Raw genomic sequence first — 16,746 nt, 5'->3', positions numbered from 1 at the left:
AATGACCTTGAAAACCCTCCTGTCCCGTCCCGGCCCGATCGTGGCCCCGGGGATCTACGATGCGCTCACAAGCTCCATCGCCACCGATGCCGGCTTTGACGCGCTCTATCTCTCCGGCGCGGCGATCGCCTATACCAAGCTCGGCCGCCCTGATATCGGTCTCGTCTCGATGACGGAAGTCGCCGACGTGATCGAACTCGTCCGCCAGCGGGTCGAAACTCCGATCATCGTCGATGCCGACAATGGTTATGGCAATGCGCTGAATGTGCAGCGGACGGTCAAGACCTTCGAACGGGCCGGCGCCAGCGCCATCCAGCTTGAGGACCAGACGCTGCCGAAGCGTTGCGGCCATCTGCAGGACAAGTCGCTGATCTCGGCCTCCGAAATGGCCGGCAAGATCAAGGCCGCCGTCGATGCCCGCACCACAGAGGAGACCCTGATTGTCGCGCGCACCGATGCGGTCGCTGTCGAGGGTTTCGAAGCGGCGATCGAACGCGCCTCGCTTTATGCCGATGCCGGCGCCGACGTTCTGTTCGTCGAGGCTCCCCGCTCGCAGGAACAGCTGGAAGCCGTGTGCAAGGCGCTTGGCCCGCGCTTGCCGCTGCTCGCCAACATGGTCGAGGGTGGCGATACGCCGATGATGACGGCGGACGAGCTTGCCGCACTCGGCTTCAAGATCGTCATCTTCCCCGGCGGCATCGTGCGCGCCATCGCCCGCACCGCCCAGGACTATTACCGCTCGCTCCGCGCCAATGGCAGCAATGAACCTTTCCGTGACCGGATGTTCCAGTTCAACGACCTGAACGAGCTGATCGGCACGCCGGAAATGCTGCAGGCCGGACGCGAATACGAGACCTTCGTTCCTTCCAAGAAGGGCAACGCAGCATGACTACGAAAACGCTCGATCCCGTAACGCTCGCCATCCTCAACGGGCGGCTGGAGCAGATCGCCGACGAGATGGACGCAACGCTTTATCGCTCCGCCTTCAATCCGATCATCGCCGAAGCGCGCGACGCCTGCCACGGCCTCTATCACGCGGAAACCGGCGCGACGCTCGTGCAGGGCACGCGCGGCCTGCCGATCTTCGTCGGCGCCATGGCCTTTGCGGTGAAAGCCGTCATCGAGAAGGTGGCACGCGACGGCAATCTTTCGCCGGGCGACACGTTTCTCTTCAACGACCCTTATGCGGGCGGCACGCATCTGAATGACTTCCGCCTCGTGCGGCCGGTCTTCCGTGACGACAAGCTCTATTGCTGGATCGCCTCGGTCGGCCACTGGCTGGATATCGGCGGCAACGTGCCAGGCGGCTTCAACGCCAAGGCAACGGAAAGCTTTCAGGAAGGCGTCCGTATTCCGGTGGTCAAGCTCTTCACCAAGGGCGTCATCAACAACGATATCGTCGATATTCTTTCGGCCAATTCCCGCGTACCGCTGTCCAACTACGGCGACCTGAACGGCCAGCTGAACGCGCTTGATCTCGGCGAACGGCGTCTCGGCGAGCTGCTCGACTCCTACGGCGACGACACCGTCGAAGCCGCCTTTGAGGCCTTCTCGAACCGGGCCGAGGCGATGATGCGCGAGGAAATCCGCGCGCTGCCGGACGGCAAATACGTCTTCGAAGACTATCTCGACAATGACGGCATCACGCCGGGCAAGCTCACCATCGCGCTCGACCTGACGATCAAGGGCGACGAGATGGTGCTGGATTTCTCCCGCTCCTCCGGTCCCTGCGCCGGCCCGCTCAACATCGCCTATTCGACAGCGGCGGCCTGCTGCTACGTGGCGCTAAAGCACGTCTTCACCAGCGTTCCGGCCAATGCAGGCTGCCTGCGGCCGATCGAATTCATCATTCCCGAAACCACGCTCCTCGGCGTCAAGCCGCCGAAGCCGGTCGGCGGATACACGGAAACCATCCTGCGCGTCATCGGCGTCGTGTTCGGGGCGCTCGCCCAGGCCGATCCGGCCCGCGCTACGGCAGGCCCGTTCGGCACGATCAACGCGCTCTCCATCGCCGGATACCGGGATGACGGCTCGCGTTACGTGATGTTCTCCTTCTTCGGCGGCGGCCTCGGCGGCAATCCGGAAAGCGATGGCCTCAACCACGCCAACAACCCGATCTCCATGGCGACCATCCCGCCTGCGGAAATCATGGAAGCCTCCTATCCGGTGCTGTTCACCCAATGGGCGCTGCGCCCGGATTCGGCCGGCGCCGGTTATCACCGCGGTGGCGTCGGCGCGATCTACGAGGTCGAGGCCATGACCGATGCCGACGTCTTCCTGCTCGGCGAACGCGGCGTCTATGCCCCCTTCGGCGTGGCCGGCGGCGGTGAAGCGGCGCTCAACCGCTTCACCTGGCAGGCCGATGACGGCGAACATTCGCCGCCGCTCGCATCCAAGGTGGCTGACGTGCGTATCAAGCCCGGCCAGCGCGTGCGCATCGAAGCCCCCGGCGGCGGTGGTTTCGGCAATCCGAAAACGCGTCCGGCGGAGAAGGTCGCGCGCGACGTACGTCTCGGCTTCGTCAGCCGCGAGTCCGCCCGCGACATCTACGGCGTCGAGACCGATGCCGAAGGCAATATCGATTTGAATGCAACGAAGACGTTGCGCGAAGGAGCAGCCGCATGAACACGCACATCAAAACCAGCGGCTCCTCCGTCGTCGGCGTCGATGTCGGCGGCACCTTCACCGACCTCTTTTATTACGATGCTGCGGCCGGAAAATTCCGCACCGCCAAGGTCTCCTCCAACCGCGGCGACGAGGCTATCGGCTTTCTCGAAGGCCTGAAGACCTTCGGCCCGGTCGCAGAACTCGGCTCGATCGTTCACGGTACGACAGTCGGCACCAATGCGCTCCTGGAGCGCAAGGGCGCCCGCACGGCTCTCATCACCACCACCGGCTTCCGCGACGTGCTGGAAATGCGTCGCCGCGACCGTCTCAACACCTGGGGCCTCTGGGGCGATTTCGTGCCGGTCATCGAACGCGACCTGCGCTTCGAGGTGAACGAGCGCGTGCTGGCCGATGGCACGGTGCGCGAAACGCTCGATCCGGAACAGGTGAAGGCTGCCGCCCGTCGTGCGCTGGCCGCCGGTGCGGAAGCACTCGCCATCGTCTTCATCAACGCCTATGCCAACCCGGCCAACGAAATGGCTGCACTCGAAGCCGCACAATCCGTCTGGCCGAACGAAAACGTCGCCTGCTCGTCGCAGATCCTGCCCGAGATCCGCGAATTCGAACGCACCTCCACCACGGCGCTCAACGCCTATCTGCAGCCGGTCGTGGGCGGTTATCTCGGCAAACTGACGAATGCGCTGAAGAGCGAAGCCTTTGGCGGGCGTTTCCATATCGTCCAGTCGAACGGCGGCGTCATGTCGACCGAAACTGCCCGTCGCCTGCCGGTGCGCACCGCGCTGTCCGGCCCGGCCGCGGGCGTCATCGCCGCGGCGGCAATCTCGAAGGCGGCCGGTTTCCCCAACATCATCACCGGCGATCTGGGCGGCACGTCCTTTGACGTCTCGCTGGTCGTTGAAGGCGAAACCTCGCTTTCGGCCCAGACAACGATCGATTTCGGCCTCGTCATCCGCACGCCGATGATCGAGATCACCACGATCGGCGCCGGCGGCGGCTCGATCGCCCATGTGGATGCCGGCGGCCTGTTGCAGGTCGGCCCGGAAAGCGCCGGCTCGCGTCCCGGCCCGGTCGCCTATGCGCAGGGTAATACCCGCCCGACGCTGACCGACGCCAATATCGTGCTCGGCCGCATCAATGCCGAACGTCCGATCGGCGGCAAGCTGGCGCGCCTTGATGTCGAAGCCGCGAAAAAGGCCATCGAGGAACATGTGGCGAAGCCGACCGGCCTCGGCGTGATGGAAGCCGCCGAAGCGATCGTCAAGATTGCTGACGGGCGCATGGCGGGCGCGATCCGCCTCGTCTCCATCGAGCGCGGCCATGATCCGGCCAAGTTCGTTGCCGTGCCCTTTGGCGGCGGCGGCGCGCTGCATGCCGGCGCGCTGATCAAGGATGTCGGCCTGCAGGCAGCGCTCGTGCCGCGTTACCCAGGCGTGACCTCGGCGCTCGGCTGCGTCATCGCCGATATCCGCCACGACCAGGTGCAGACCGTCAACTTGACGGTGGCCGCACTCGATACCGAAGTCCTCGACAAGCGCATGGTGGCTGAAGCGGAAGCCGCCCGCCAGATCGTTGAGGAAGCTGGCCTGCAGATCGAGCGCATCGACCTCATCTTCGAACTCGACATGCATTATGTCGGCCAGACGCATACGGTTTCGGTACCGCTGCCGGTAACGATCGAGAACGGATCGACCGGCGTCACCCGCGAGATCGTCCAGGCGGCCTTCGACGCCGCCTATCAGGCCTCGTTCAGCCGGCTTCTGCCAGGCCTCCAGGCCAAGATCGTCAACCTGCGTACCTCGGCTATCGGCCGCCGCCCGCATTTCAGCCTTCAGGCGCTGGCGCCCGAGCCGGGCACGACGGTGGAACAGGCAAAACGCGGCAGCCGCCCGGTCTGGTTCGACGGCGGCTGGCACGACACGGCGATTTATGCCCGTCTCGAACTGCCGGTCGGCGCTAAAATTCAGGGTCCCGCCATTCTCGAACAGCCCGACGCAACAGTTCTGGTTGATCCCGACCTCAAGGCCCGCGTCGATGATTTCGGCAACGTTATCATGGAGCGCAAAGCATGAGCGGGCATTCTTTCCCGATCAAGAAGACCGGCCTGATCATGGTCGATCTGACCAACGACTTTCTCGATCCGAAGGGCGCTTATGGCCGCGCGAATCAGGGCGCACCGGAAATCGCCGCCCTCCCGGAGCGGATCAAGCCGCTGGTCGATCTCTTGCGCGCCAAGGGTGGCTGGATCATCTCGGCCCAGTTCACGCTGGTGCCGGCCAAGGGCGGCGAGCCGATCATCTCGCCGCACTTGAAGGAACTGCGCCCCTTCCTCGGCAAGGGCGATTTTGCGCCCGGCAGCTGGGGCAACAGCCTGATCGACATGCTGGCCCCGGCCGATCTCGTCGTGGAAAAGGTGGCCTATTCCTCGTTCTACATGACTCGGCTCGAATGGGTGCTGAAGAAATGCGGCATCGAGCGGCTGATCGTCGGCGGCATCGTCACCAATGGCGGCGTCGCCTCCACGGTGCGTGACGCGCATGTCCGCGATTTCGACACGACCGTGCTGTCCGACGGCTGCGCCGCCTTCTCGGCCGCGACCCACAATACCGCGATCGAGGCGCTGAAGCCGGTCGCCCGCGTCGCTACCATTGCCGAAATCTGCGCCGAACTCGGCTGAGCCAACCAATCGGAGGATACCATGCCCGTCATCGAGACCACGCTGATCGAAGGATATGATGCGGAGACCAAGGCGCGTCTGATGAAGGGCATGGCGCGCGTCGTGCGTTCCGTCATCGCGGCCGTGCCGGAGGGCACGATCACAGTCATTCGCGAAGTCGCCCCAAGCTCTTACGCCCGCGGCGGCATTCCACGCGTGCCCGGCCCGCCGCTGCCGCCGGCTGCTGATGTGGTTTCAGACTTCGCGAAAGCCCTTGTATCGGGTGATGCGGGAAAAGCCTCGGTATTCCTCACGCCGGAATTCGCGGCCACCGATGCCACAGGCGCCGCGACCGATCTGGCCGGATTGATGAAATCCGCCGCTGGCCGGACCTATCTCCGTTTTGATGAATCCGTCAACGACGAGAGCGTTCTGATCTTCGCGGAAGGAACCGCAGGCTCCGCCCGGTTCGTCGAGCGTTTCACGATTTCCGGCAAGCTGATTTCCGGATACGCGATCTGGATCGCCGCATGATCGCCGGAGACGACAAGGCCGATGTCGTCATCATCGGCGCGGGGGCTGCCGGCCTTTGTGCCGCCCTCGCCGCCCGCGAAGCCGGCCTTTCCGTCACCGTGCTGGAACGCGATGCGGAGCCGGCCGGCAATACGGCGATGACACTGGGCATGTTGCCCGGCGCCGGCACCCGCTTCCAGCGGGAAAAAGGCATCGAGGATAGCCCGGAGCTTTTCCTCGCCGACATCATGAAAAAAGCCAAGGGCAAGACCGACGAACATCTCGCTCGCGCCGTCGCGCAAGCCTCCGGCCCAGCCGTCGAATGGCTGCATGACCGGCATGGCGTGCATTTCGAACTGCTCGACGACATTCTTTATCCCGGCCATGCCGTCCACCGCTATCATGTCCCGAAAAGCCGCACCGGCGTAGAGATGGAAGCCAATTTGCTGGCGGCCGCCAAGGCAGCAGGCGCCAGGATCGTCACCGGCGCGCTCGTGCAAAACCTCTTTGCAGCTGAAGACGGTCGCGTCGAAGTCGTCGGCTACAGCCTGAATGGCGAAGACAAGGCAATCGGCGCCGGCGCGATCGTGCTGGCGACCGGCGGCTATGGCGCAGATACTTCGATCGTCGCGCAGCATATCCCCGGCATGGCGGAGGCCGTCTATTGCGGCCATCATGGCTCGACCGGCGATGCGCTCCGCTGGGGCGAAGCCCTTGGTGCGGCAACGGCCGATCTCGGCGGCTACCAGGGTCATTGTGTCGCCGATGGCCCCAACCTGCCCGTCACATGGGCACTGGTCATCCGCGGCGGTTTTCAGGTGAACAACACCGGCAAGCGCTTCTCCAACGAGATGAGCGGTTACTCAGAACAGGCATCCGAAGTGCTCGACCAACCGGGCGGCACCGCCTGGACGATCTATGACAAGCGCTGCGAAGAACCGGCGCTGACCTTTCAGGATTATCACCGCGTGCTCGAAAGCGGCTCGGTGATGACTGCGGAGAGCATTGGCGAACTTGCCGCGAAGATCGGGGTACCGCACGAGGCGCTGCAAGCAAGCTTCGATCAGGTCCGGGCGGCAATCGATGGCGTTACCGCCGATCGGTTCGGACGGGATTTTACGGATGTATCGCCCCTGGAAGGACCGTTTCTAGCCGTTCGCGTGCGTGGCGCGCTGTTTCACACCCAGGGCGGCCTGATGGTGGATACGTCGGCGCGTGTCTTGCGACCAGACGGTTCGGCGCTTCCCAATCTGTTTGCCGCAGGCGGCGCGGCGCGCGGTCTCTCGGGTCCAGCATCCTACGGCTATCTCGGCGGCAATGGCCTGCTGACCGCCGTGGTGCTCGGGCGCTTCGCTGGTGAGGGTGCGGCTGCTCTGCTGGGCCATGCAAGACAAACGAAATGATGCGGAGGAATTGAGTTTGGCCAAAGTTCTGGTGATCGTCCCCTTCCCCATGGACGACGACAATCTTTCAAAGCGCAAGGCACAGCTGAATGCGGTCAAGCTCGGTGAAGGCATCGAGTTCGATTTCAAGCCGGTGCGTATCGCCCCGGTCAACTATGTCAGCCAGCAGGATTCGGTCCTTGCCGATGTCGGCATTCTCGAAGCCGGGCTGCAGGCGGAGAAAGATGGCTACGACGCGGTCTGCATCGACACAATGAGCGATTCCGGCATGTCGGCCTTGCGTTCGGTCCTCGATATTCCGGTGATCGGCCCCGGCCGGCATTCCATGCTGCTGGCGCTGACACTTGGCGAGAAATTCTCGATCCTTGCCATGTGGGACCGTTGGCGGCACCTCTATACGAAGACGATTGCCGAGCTCGGCCTGCAGCACAAATGCGCCTCACTGCGCTCCGCCGGGCTGCAGCCGAACAACCAGAGCCTGCTGGCCGGCAAGGAAGACGAGTTCTTCCCTGCGCTATACGAAGCCGCTATGCGCTGCATCGAGGAGGACGGCGCGGACGTGATCATCCTCGGGTCGACGACGATGCACGAGGCGCATGCCTATCTGGCCGAGCGTCTGCCCGTGCCAATCATCAACCCCGGCCCGCTGACCTATCGGCTTGCCGATGCAGCGATCAAGCTGAAACTTGCCCATAGCCGGATTTCCTATCCTTCGCCGTCACATGTCGCCGCCGACCGGCTGGCGGAGATGGGCCAGATTGCAGCCGGGCTTTGAGGAGATAAAAACATGCCCCGTATTCTTCTTCTCTCCCCAGCCGATCTGGACCTGCCCGAGAACACCGTCGCAGCTGGTTTAGCGGACCCGGACACCGAAATCGTCCATCGCCGCGTCATCTATCCGTCCTGCCCGCCCGTCGGTGCGCATGACTGGACGCTCGCCGACCTTGCCATGATGGCGGCCGGGCAGAATGCACAGGCCGAAGGTTTCGACGCCGTCTGTCTTGCCGATTTCGGCGATTACGGCGCCAATGCACTTCGCTCGCTGCTGGATATTCCGGTCGTCACCGCCGGCCGTGCGTCCATGCTGCACGCGCTGACGCTTGGTGCCAGTTTCAGCGTGCTGGCAACGGAACGCGATTATGTGCGGGCAAAGAAGATCGTCCACGAATATGCACTCGACGCTCAATGTGCCGGCATTCGTCTGTTCAAATCGAACACGGACCTGGTAGAGAGGGCTGCGCAAGCCGAGGTGCTGGTGTTGGCCGGCGCAACGCAAAACGCCGGACTTGAAGCGTTGAATATCCCGATGGTGGATCCTCTATCACTGGTGGTGAAGCTCGCCGAAAGCCTTGTTGGCCTTAGTCTCACCCACAGTCGCCGCGCCTACCCAGCCCCGCAGATGCGCAAGGCGGAGCTGATCGCAGCTATTTCGTCGGTAGGTTAGCCAGACGGGCACACCCGCCTGGCTTTTCCATGCAGTCTCGAGACATCATCTTGCGCAGGTCCTGTCCTGGGCAGTCCGTGTATCAGAGCTGTTTATCGATTTGTCTGCAGGACGATGACCTCATGATCGAGTACCGAGGGGATCGTCATCACCAGTTCGTCGCCATCCAGCCGTATATCCAGATTTTCACCACCAACTCTTGTCGTAGCCGTTGCATTCGGAGCTGCTCGCGCCGCGCGCAGGCGTATCGTGATGGGGCCGATAGGGATCAGATCGCTTTGACGTCCGGGCACTTTGGCGGTGATCAGGCGGTTGTTGAGGTGCAGGATATACCGCCCCTCTTGCTCATAGAGCGTTGAGCTGATAACGCCGTGGCCGCCTTCTATCGAGACCAGGCTTTTGTCACCCAGCGCCCAGCGCGTCGCATTGGCAATGATCAGCGCATGTTCGGGGTGCTCATCGCGCGCAAAACATCGGTCGAGGTCGCCCACCAGCCAGATCAGCTTGCTGCCGGTATCGGACTGCCGCACGGTGATGACGGGCAGATCTGAACGCGGCTGGCGCATCCAGGAGGTTTCCGGCGGATAGATCGGGAAATCCGGGACAAAAGTCGCCAGTACCGACACATCGTCATTGACGCTCACGATGGGCAAAAAGCCACCGAAAGGAATGGTGTCGGTGTCTTCAAGCCCGGCAAACAAAGGATGACGCTCGCCTTCGACCGCTGGAGCCGTCGCATCGGATGGGCCGTAAAGGCCGGTTCGCAGTTCGGGCGAGAGCCGCACATAGGTATGGCGCGCGCTTGTCTCGATATCGGCATTGGCGAGATCCTGCCCGCCATGCGACCCGCTTTTGCGATGCACGCCGAAGAGATCGGCGAGCGCGAAATCTTTCCGCTGATCGCCCGCCCCATCGTAAAGGCTGGTTTCCGATGTCGCGATAACCGATCCGCCGACACGCGCAAAAACCTTCACGGCGGCGGCCTGCTCGTCGGAAAGCGCGCCCATGTTCGGCAGGATGAGAACCCCGACCCGGCCGACTGCGGCGGTGATGTCGTCCGCATGGATCGGGAGATAAGTAATGCCGGCTCGGTCGAGCGCGCGGATCACCCCCCTATACGGGTTCATGGTCCGGTCGTTTGCCTTGTCCTGACCGTGGAAATCGTGATTGTCCTGCGACCACACCACGCCGACATCGGCGAGCGGCTTGCGGTTGACGAGAATATCCTCGTTTTCCTCGTGCCAGGAAAAGATCGGCTTGGCGCTTTTGTACTGGCGGCGATCTTCGTGCAACGAGCCGATATGATGCCACCAGGGCTGAATGCCGCCGGCAAAACCGGATGACGACCAGAGCCGCACTTCCGCAGCCGGCATGCTGGCGAGCCGGAAAGCGGGGCTTCCCAGCTGATATTGCGGCATGCTTTCCGGGATGAGCTTGTCCCAGCCGCCCACTTCATGCAGCCGCTTGCCGGCCTCAGTATTGTCGGTGAAACCGTCGACGGCATTGCGCCGCTGATGATCGAGCATGACGATCTCGGTGCGCAGCAGGATGGATTTGAGATCGATGAAGCGGTTGCTGTTGTTCAGAACGTCACCGCTGATCATCCCCATCCAGCGGCAATCCTTGCCGCCGGCCTTCATGGTGACGGAATTGTTGAACTCCCAGAGATCGGTGCGGCGCTTGTAATTCCAGCGGATCCAGCGGCGGTAGCGCTCGTCGGACCAGTCGGCGCCGGTCGGCAGGTCGATGCCGGCATGGGCGCGGAACTGCTTGGCGCAGTACCGGCAATGGCAGATGTTCTTGCGCGGAATGCCGGCCCAGCTGTTGTCGGCAAAACCGTCCGGCTTGCTGCGCTCGATGATCTCGCGCATCACCTCCGGCAGATATTCCCAATAATAGGGCGAGTTGATGCAGGTGACGTATTTGTCCGCCTGACGGTAAGGCTTGCCGGTCGCGTCGACGCAGATCCAGTCCGGATGGATGCGGTAGAAATCCTCCGCAACGCGGTTGGAATCCATGCGGGCGATGACCTTCAGGCCCGCCTCGCGCGCATCCTTGACGATCTCGCCATAAAGATCCCGCTCGCCGAGTGTATGGGCGCGATGATGCAGCGGAAAGCGGGAGGGGTAATAGGCAACGATGCCACCGGCATTGACGATCACGCCCTGGATGCGCGTCTTCTTCCAGTGCTCGCGCCACCATGTCGCGTCGTAACGGGAGGGATCGATCTCGACGAGGTTCGTCTGTCCCCAACGTTTTGCAGTCCTGTACCAGGGTTCCGTTGTCATGCCTGTCTCCTCCCAAGAGGCCACGGATCGCTCCGCGGCAAATGCTTTTCTCCCCTCAGGCAGGACCGCCCTCCCCGGCGGGTCTGCTTGAGGTCAAACGGTCCCGCCGCCTACCACCGCAGCCGGCTGCGGTATGTCCGCCTCACCCATGCCGCTCAGCAACCCAAGGCGGTCGGTGCTGGCGCGCTTGACGATATCGAAGCCGACATCGACGACCCGCTCGCCATCCGGCTCTCCGTCGAGCTGCCGGCGCAGGGCGACCACGGCGTCATGCCCCACCTTCCAGCGATGCGTCCTGACGCTTGAAAGCGCCGGCGACGCGGCCTCCATGAAATCCTCGTCGTTGAAACCGGCTATGCCGAAATCCCCGGGCACGGAAATGCCGCGCGCATGGCATTCGAACAGCGCGCCAAGCGCCAGGACGTCGTTGTTGCAGAACACCGCATCCATGTCCGGCGCCCGCCGCCAAAGGTCGGCGAGCAGTTCGCGGCCCATGACAGGCGTCGAATATTGATGCTTGTCCCAGCTGCCCCGCGCCGCCAGCGCTCCGAGATCACCGGCGGCATTGGTGAGCGCCGGATCGAACAGTCCCGCTTCCTCGAGCGCCTCCACATATCCCGACAGGCGTCCTTTCGAGCGGCTGTTCATCCAGCCGCTCAGAAAACCGATCCGGCGATAACCGGACTCGATCAGGTGCTGCGTCATCGCCTTGGCGGCGTCGTGGTGCGAAAATCCGATGATCTTGTTCACCGGATCGTCGCTGAGGTCCATGATCTGGATGACCGGGCAATTGGCCCTTTCGAGCATTGCGCGGCCCGCCGGGCTCTGGTCGATGCCGGAGACGATCAGGCCGGCCGGCTTGTAGCGCAGAAGCTCTGCAAGCAACCTGTCCTCCTCATCGAGATCATAACGTGTATTGCCCACCTGGATGTTCAGCCGGGTCTTGCCGATCCCGTCATAGATGCCGCGCAACACATCGGCGAAGATATGCTGGGTCAGCGAAGGAACGAGAACCCCGACGACATCGCTGCGCGTCGAAGCCAGAGCCCGGGCGCTGAGATTGGGCACGTAACCGAGCTCGCGAACGGCCGCATCGATCTTTTCCCGCAACACGTCGGATACCAGCGAGGCATCCCGCAGGGCGCGCGAGACGGTGATCGATCCCACCCCGGCACGCGCGGCAACATCGGCGATGGTCGGCCTTCCGTCAGTACGGCGTTTTGACATCATGAAGCTCCGTCAATGGATGTCCGATGCAATACCGGAAAGGGCATGAGCATCGGATCGGATTCGGCGACGGCCGTGATGATATCCGCCTTGGACCAGGCAATCCATTCATGTCGCCCGCCGCTCTGATTGCGTCCTCCCTCATCGCAAAAATTCACATCCGGTGCTTGACGTTTCATTTATGGTAGCGCTACCATCAGCTCGCGTTGTTCGTCAACCGTCTTGTGCCGTGGAGGCGACATGAGGTCGGTACTGCCCAAGGAGGAGTGGCAATGGCAATATCTCGGCGCATGTTCATAGGCCGTACGGCTGCAACTATTGCGGGCGCAAGTCTGGCATCCGGTCTCGGATCAACGGCTTTCGCACAGGCAAACGATACGCTGCGGCTGGCTTTCGCCGCCCGCGGCGTCCGCACCATCGATCCCGCAAAATCCATTCAGGGCGCGGACGAATGGGCGATCATTCATATTCACGACAAGCTCGTTGAAGTGCCGCTCGGACATTTCCCGAGCAGCGTCAGCGAGGTCCAGCCAAGCCTTGCAACCAGCTGGACCATGTCGCCCGACGCCAAGACCTGGACTTTCCAGCTCCGCAAGGGCGTGAAGTTCCACAAGGGCTACGGCGAGTTCTCGGCCGACGACGTGAAATACACGTTCGACCGCCTGCGCAACGACAAGGCGCTCGGCAGCAACCGCGTCCTGTTCGACAATATTGCCGACGTCAAGACGGATGGGCCGAGCACCGTCGTCTTCACGCTCAGCCAGCCCGACCCGCTCTTCATCATGGGGCCGCTCAGCCATTATTCGTCCAGCATCATCTGCCGCAAGGCATTGGAGGAAAAGGGCGCCGCCGCTTTTGAAAAGGATCCGATCGGCACTGGGCCCTATCAGCTCGCCAGCGTCGAATCCGATCCGTCGCAGGGCGTCAAGCTGACCGCCAACAAGGATTATTTCGGCGGCGCTCCGGTTACGCAGAATATCCAGGTCCGTTATATCGCCGATACCACCGCTCGCACGCTGGCGCTGCTTTCCGGCGACGTCCATATGATCGAGGGCGTGCGTGCCCCCGGCTGGGTGCCGTCGATCAAGCAGCGCAATGCCAACCTGCATTTCGACGTCGCGTCACCGGGCAGCTTCTTCACCATCTCGTTCAACCTGACGGTGAAGCCCTTCGACAACATCAAGGTGCGGCAGGCGATGGCCTACCTCATCAATCGCGACGAGCTTGCAGGTGCCATGGCGCCGGTCAGCCTCAGGACCTACGGCCTTAATCCGCCGTCCTTCCTGGGCGGTTTTACCAAGGATACGATCCCGGCCGCGGTGCGTTATGACTACGATCCGAAAAAAGCCAAGCAGCTGCTGACGGAGGCGGGCTTCCCGAACGGCTTCTCGTTCAATGCCGACACGTCGCAGCGTGAGGACTACTCCTCGGTGATGTTGATCATCCAGGAGCAGCTGCGCGCCGGCGGTATCGACATGAAGCTGAACATCAAGGACCATACGGCCTTCCATGCCGATCAGGGCAAGGGAACCAATACGGTCTTCCAGCGCTCGGCGGCCTATCCGCCCGTGCCGACCCAGGCGATCATCGAGCAGCTCACCGCTGCGGCCGAAGTGAAGTCTGACGGTTCCGGCGGTCCGAACTTCAGCCATTACGGCGTCGCCATGCCCGGCATCGACGATCTCTTGAAAAAGGCGATGGAAGAGCCAGACCTCGATAAGCGCGTGAAGCTGGTTCAGGAAATCGAGACCAAGTTTCTGACGGACCTGCCGCTCCTGCCGATCAGCGACAATGGCTACCTGATCGTCAGGGCCGCCAATGTCGATCTCGGCTACGAGCTCAAGTCCGGTTACGCCCATTGGCGGCTGACCAAAGCCAAGATCGGCTGACGCCGACACACGCACTATAAATGAAAGCCGACCGGGCCGCTGGCCCGGCTGGCAACCTTGCGCCTGATTTCAGAGGAAGTGCCATCATGACTGCACCGACTTCGGTGACCATCGTTCTGCCAGAAGCGGCCACGGAACCCGTCCGCTGGGCTGCTGCCGAGCTGCAAGGCGCCCTTGCCCGACGCAAGGCGCAAGTGCAGGTCGTCGCTCAGGCAAGTTCGGCCGGGGCGAACATGGTCATCAATGTCTCGGGCGCCGGTCTTTCGGGCGGCAAATCACCGTCGGCGGAGCTTCCGCAGACACCAGAAAGCTTCGTGCTGACCCGTGACGGCAATAATATCACCGTCTCCGGATCAGACGAGCGCGGTCTCGTCTTCGCGCTGACCGAGCTTGCCGACCGGGTGCGCTTTGCCCAGGGCGAGGATCTTTTCGAAGGCACCTATCCGCTGACCGAGCAGCCGTCTGCCCGCATCCGCAGCATGAGCCGGATGTTCTGCAGCGAGCAGGAGGACAAAGTCTGGTTCTACGACCGCCAGCAATGGCGCGACTATCTCACCATGCTCGCCGCCAACCGCTTCAACCGGTTCTCGCTGGCGCTCGGCTTCGGTTACAACTACCCCTACCACAATCCGTGGATCACCGACGTCTACTTCTATTTCCCCTACCCCTATCTCCTCGATCTGCCGGGCCATGACGTCAAGGTCGTCGAGCTCTCGGACGAAGAGCGCGAACAGAACCTCGACATGCTGAAATTCATCGGCAGGGAGGCGGCCAAGCGCGGGCTCGAATTCCAGCTGGCGCTCTGGACCCAGCGTTACGATTTCGACGACGTGCCGCGCGCCAACTATACGGTGACCGGTATTGGCAAGGACAACCTCGCGCCCTATTGCCGCCAAGCGATCACCACGCTGCTGCAGGAAGTGCCGGAAATCACCGGCCTGACCTTCCGTGTCCATGTGGAAGGCGGCATTGCCGAAGGCGAATACGGGTTCTGGGAAGAGGCCTTTGCGGGTGTTGCCGATGCCGGCAGGCCGGTCGAGATCGACATGCACGGCAAGGGTCTGGATCACAAGATGATCGGCATCGCCCGCGACAGCGGCATGCCGATCGCCGCCTCGCCAAAGTATCTCGCCGAGCACATGGGCCCGCCCTACCACATGTCGGCGATCCGCGACAAAGAATACCCGCCGGAAGTCGCCCGCAGCGAGCGCGAGCAATTGAGCGAAGGCTCTCGCAAGTTCCTGCGTTATTCCTATGGCGACCTACTGACGGTCGACAAGGATTACAAGGTCATCTACCGCATCTGGCCGGGCACCCAGCGTGTTCTGCTCTGGGGCGATCCGGAATTTGCCGCCGGTTACGGCAGAAGCTCGATGTTTGCGGGTTCAGACGGGGTGGAATGGTGCGAACCGCTGGGTTTCAAGGGACGCATGGGCACCGGCATTCCGGGCGGCCGTTTCAACTATCAGAAACAGGGTTATGCTCCCCGTTACGACTGGCAGCGCTACGATTACCAGTACCGCGTCTGGGGTCGGCTTCTCTATAATCCCGAGGCGCCCCGCGAGAGCTGGATGAGGTATCTGCAGGACACCTGTGGCGATGCGGCGGAAGCCTGTGAAAAGGGCCTATCCTGGGCAAGCCGTGTCCTGCCGCTGATCACGCTGGCGCACGGTCCGTCGGCCTCCAACAACCATTACTGGCCGGAGGTCTATACCAATCTCGCGCTGATCGAAGGGTCGGGACGGCGCGCCTATGGTTTCGACATGGAAGGACCGGTTCGGTTCGGCAATGCGCCGACCTTCGATTCCGCCCTGTTCGTCAACGCCCGCGAATATGCCGGCCTGCTGCTCGCCGACAAGCCGTCGCATCGCTACACGCCGCTCGATGTGGCCGACTGGCTGGATGAGATGGCGGATGGCTGCGACAGTGAAGTCCTGAAAGCCACCGGCACGAAAAGCTTCGGCAGTATCGACGTGCAGCGGATGATCGTCGACATCAGGATCTGCGCCGGGCTGGCGCGCTTTTTTGCTGAACGTTTCCGCGCCGCCTGCTGGGCCGAATTGTTCGTCGCAACCAAGGTCACGCCGCTGATGGATCGGGTTATCGATCATGCCAATCGGTCGCTGATGGCCTGGCAGGGCATCGCCGACGTCTCGCGTGATGTCTATATGGACGACCTCACCTATGGCCCGCAGCCCTGGCTGCGCGGTTCCTGGCACACCCGCCTGCCGGAAATGCAGGCGGAACTCGGCGACCTGGAATCCCTGCGTGGCGGCGGTTCTTATGAAAGCGTGCCGGCAAGCCCGCAGGCCGAGGCGGCGATCGCGGCGCTTGAGGCCCGCAGCCCCGTCATCTCCAGCCCATCCGGTGTCAAAGGCGCGTCCGGTTTCAAGCCCGGCCAGCCTTTCGATGTAACATTCTCCGGCAAGGCCGAGGGTGAGCCCGTTCTCCACTACCGTCACATCAATCAGGCCGAGCGCTGGAAATCCATGCCCATGCAACGCCAGGGACAAGGCTTCGCGGCCGCAATCCCGGCCGAATATACGCAGTCGAAATTCCACCTTCAGTACTTCGTCAGCTTCCGGCAGGACGGCCGGTCGCATCTGTCGCCGGGCCTGCAGCCAAACCTGTCCAACGAGCCCTATTTGACCGCATTGCAAATTTGAAACTGGCGGCCGGCGCCGAGTTGCACAAATATCGC

Annotated in this window: 12 protein-coding genes; 10 read left to right on the top strand and 2 right to left on the bottom strand. The window is 62.7% G+C overall.

From position 1 onward, the window contains the following. The first annotated feature begins 1 nt into the window (after position 1). Genes KX729_RS30970 through KX729_RS30935 form a run of 8 tightly spaced genes read left to right on the top strand, consistent with a single transcriptional unit; the run spans position 2 to position 8,641 of the window. Complete coding sequence (locus tag KX729_RS30970) at positions 2-889, top strand: isocitrate lyase/PEP mutase family protein (protein ID WP_219746303.1); 888 nt, start codon at positions 2-4, stop codon at positions 887-889. Beyond that, on the top strand, positions 886-2,625 hold the full coding sequence (locus KX729_RS30965) for a hydantoinase B/oxoprolinase family protein (protein WP_219746302.1): 1,740 nt from the start codon (positions 886-888) through the stop codon (positions 2,623-2,625). Before KX729_RS30970 ends, KX729_RS30965 begins: the two co-directional genes overlap by 4 nt. Further along, a complete protein-coding gene (locus KX729_RS30960) occupies positions 2,622-4,697 on the top strand; it encodes a hydantoinase/oxoprolinase family protein (protein ID WP_219746301.1) in 2,076 nt (691 codons plus the stop codon). Before KX729_RS30965 ends, KX729_RS30960 begins: the two co-directional genes overlap by 4 nt. After that, positions 4,694-5,302: a cysteine hydrolase family protein gene (locus KX729_RS30955; RefSeq protein WP_219746300.1), complete on the top strand. Its 609-nt coding sequence runs from the start codon at positions 4,694-4,696 to the stop codon at positions 5,300-5,302. The genes KX729_RS30960 and KX729_RS30955 overlap by 4 nt, the downstream gene beginning before the upstream one ends. Positions 5,303-5,323: 21 nt before the next feature. Continuing rightward, positions 5,324-5,815 carry a tautomerase family protein gene (locus KX729_RS30950; RefSeq protein ID WP_219746299.1) on the top strand — a complete coding sequence of 164 codons (492 nt, stop codon included), beginning with the start codon at positions 5,324-5,326 and terminating at the stop codon, positions 5,813-5,815. Continuing rightward, positions 5,812-7,197, top strand: coding sequence for an FAD-dependent oxidoreductase (locus tag KX729_RS30945; protein WP_219746298.1), 1,386 nt, complete (start codon positions 5,812-5,814; stop codon positions 7,195-7,197). The genes KX729_RS30950 and KX729_RS30945 overlap by 4 nt, the downstream gene beginning before the upstream one ends. 16 nt (positions 7,198-7,213) lie before the next feature. Next, the gene (locus KX729_RS30940) at positions 7,214-7,972 is read left to right on the top strand and encodes an aspartate/glutamate racemase family protein (RefSeq protein WP_219746297.1); all 759 of its coding nucleotides are present in this window, start codon (positions 7,214-7,216) and stop codon (positions 7,970-7,972) included. Positions 7,973-7,984: 12 nt separating this feature from the next. Further along, positions 7,985-8,641 (top strand): aspartate/glutamate racemase family protein, encoded by a 657-nt coding sequence (locus KX729_RS30935; protein WP_219746296.1) that lies wholly within the window; start codon positions 7,985-7,987, stop codon positions 8,639-8,641. 92 nt (positions 8,642-8,733) lie between these two features. On the opposite strand, the gene KX729_RS30930 is transcribed toward KX729_RS30935, so the two are convergent. Continuing rightward, complete coding sequence (locus tag KX729_RS30930; protein ID WP_219746295.1) at positions 8,734-10,929, bottom strand: alpha-amylase family protein; 2,196 nt, start codon at positions 10,927-10,929, stop codon at positions 8,734-8,736. A 93-nt stretch (positions 10,930-11,022) separates the two neighbouring features. Beyond that, a complete protein-coding gene (locus tag KX729_RS30925; protein ID WP_219746294.1) occupies positions 11,023-12,156 on the bottom strand; it encodes a LacI family DNA-binding transcriptional regulator in 1,134 nt (377 codons plus the stop codon). 272 nt (positions 12,157-12,428) lie between these two features. On the opposite strand from KX729_RS30925, the gene KX729_RS30920 reads away from it, so the two are divergent. Both KX729_RS30920 and KX729_RS30915 read left to right on the top strand, forming a co-directional pair. After that, positions 12,429-14,045: an ABC transporter substrate-binding protein gene (locus tag KX729_RS30920; protein WP_219746293.1), complete on the top strand. Its 1,617-nt coding sequence runs from the start codon at positions 12,429-12,431 to the stop codon at positions 14,043-14,045. Positions 14,046-14,131: 86 nt separating this feature from the next. After that, positions 14,132-16,711 carry a beta-N-acetylhexosaminidase family protein gene (locus KX729_RS30915; RefSeq protein WP_219746292.1) on the top strand — a complete coding sequence of 860 codons (2,580 nt, stop codon included), beginning with the start codon at positions 14,132-14,134 and terminating at the stop codon, positions 16,709-16,711. Positions 16,712-16,746 lie beyond the last annotated feature (35 nt).

It is taken from the genome of Neorhizobium populisoli (genome assembly GCF_019430945.1).
In the GTDB taxonomy this organism is placed as follows: Bacteria; Pseudomonadota; Alphaproteobacteria; order Rhizobiales; family Rhizobiaceae; genus Neorhizobium; species Neorhizobium populisoli.
The sequence above is the reverse complement of the archived record's forward strand: the minus strand, read 5'-3'. Positions and strand labels throughout refer to the sequence as shown.

What these genes read in the sequence shown, in the direction of transcription:
- KX729_RS30970 (WP_219746303.1), top strand. Translation starts at nt 2, where the DNA reads ATGACCTTGAAAACCCTCCTGTCCCGTCCCGGCCCGATCGTGGCCCCG.
- KX729_RS30965 (WP_219746302.1), top strand. Translation starts at nt 886, where the DNA reads ATGACTACGAAAACGCTCGATCCCGTAACGCTCGCCATCCTCAACGGG.
- KX729_RS30960 (WP_219746301.1), top strand. Translation starts at nt 2,622, where the DNA reads ATGAACACGCACATCAAAACCAGCGGCTCCTCCGTCGTCGGCGTCGAT.
- KX729_RS30955 (WP_219746300.1), top strand. Translation starts at nt 4,694, where the DNA reads ATGAGCGGGCATTCTTTCCCGATCAAGAAGACCGGCCTGATCATGGTC.
- KX729_RS30950 (WP_219746299.1), top strand. Translation starts at nt 5,324, where the DNA reads ATGCCCGTCATCGAGACCACGCTGATCGAAGGATATGATGCGGAGACC.
- KX729_RS30945 (WP_219746298.1), top strand. Translation starts at nt 5,812, where the DNA reads ATGATCGCCGGAGACGACAAGGCCGATGTCGTCATCATCGGCGCGGGG.
- KX729_RS30935 (WP_219746296.1), top strand. Translation starts at nt 7,985, where the DNA reads ATGCCCCGTATTCTTCTTCTCTCCCCAGCCGATCTGGACCTGCCCGAG.
- KX729_RS30930 (WP_219746295.1), bottom strand. Translation starts at nt 10,929, where the DNA reads ATGACAACGGAACCCTGGTACAGGACTGCAAAACGTTGGGGACAGACG.
- KX729_RS30925 (WP_219746294.1), bottom strand. Translation starts at nt 12,156, where the DNA reads ATGTCAAAACGCCGTACTGACGGAAGGCCGACCATCGCCGATGTTGCC.
- KX729_RS30920 (WP_219746293.1), top strand. Translation starts at nt 12,429, where the DNA reads ATGGCAATATCTCGGCGCATGTTCATAGGCCGTACGGCTGCAACTATT.
- KX729_RS30915 (WP_219746292.1), top strand. Translation starts at nt 14,132, where the DNA reads ATGACTGCACCGACTTCGGTGACCATCGTTCTGCCAGAAGCGGCCACG.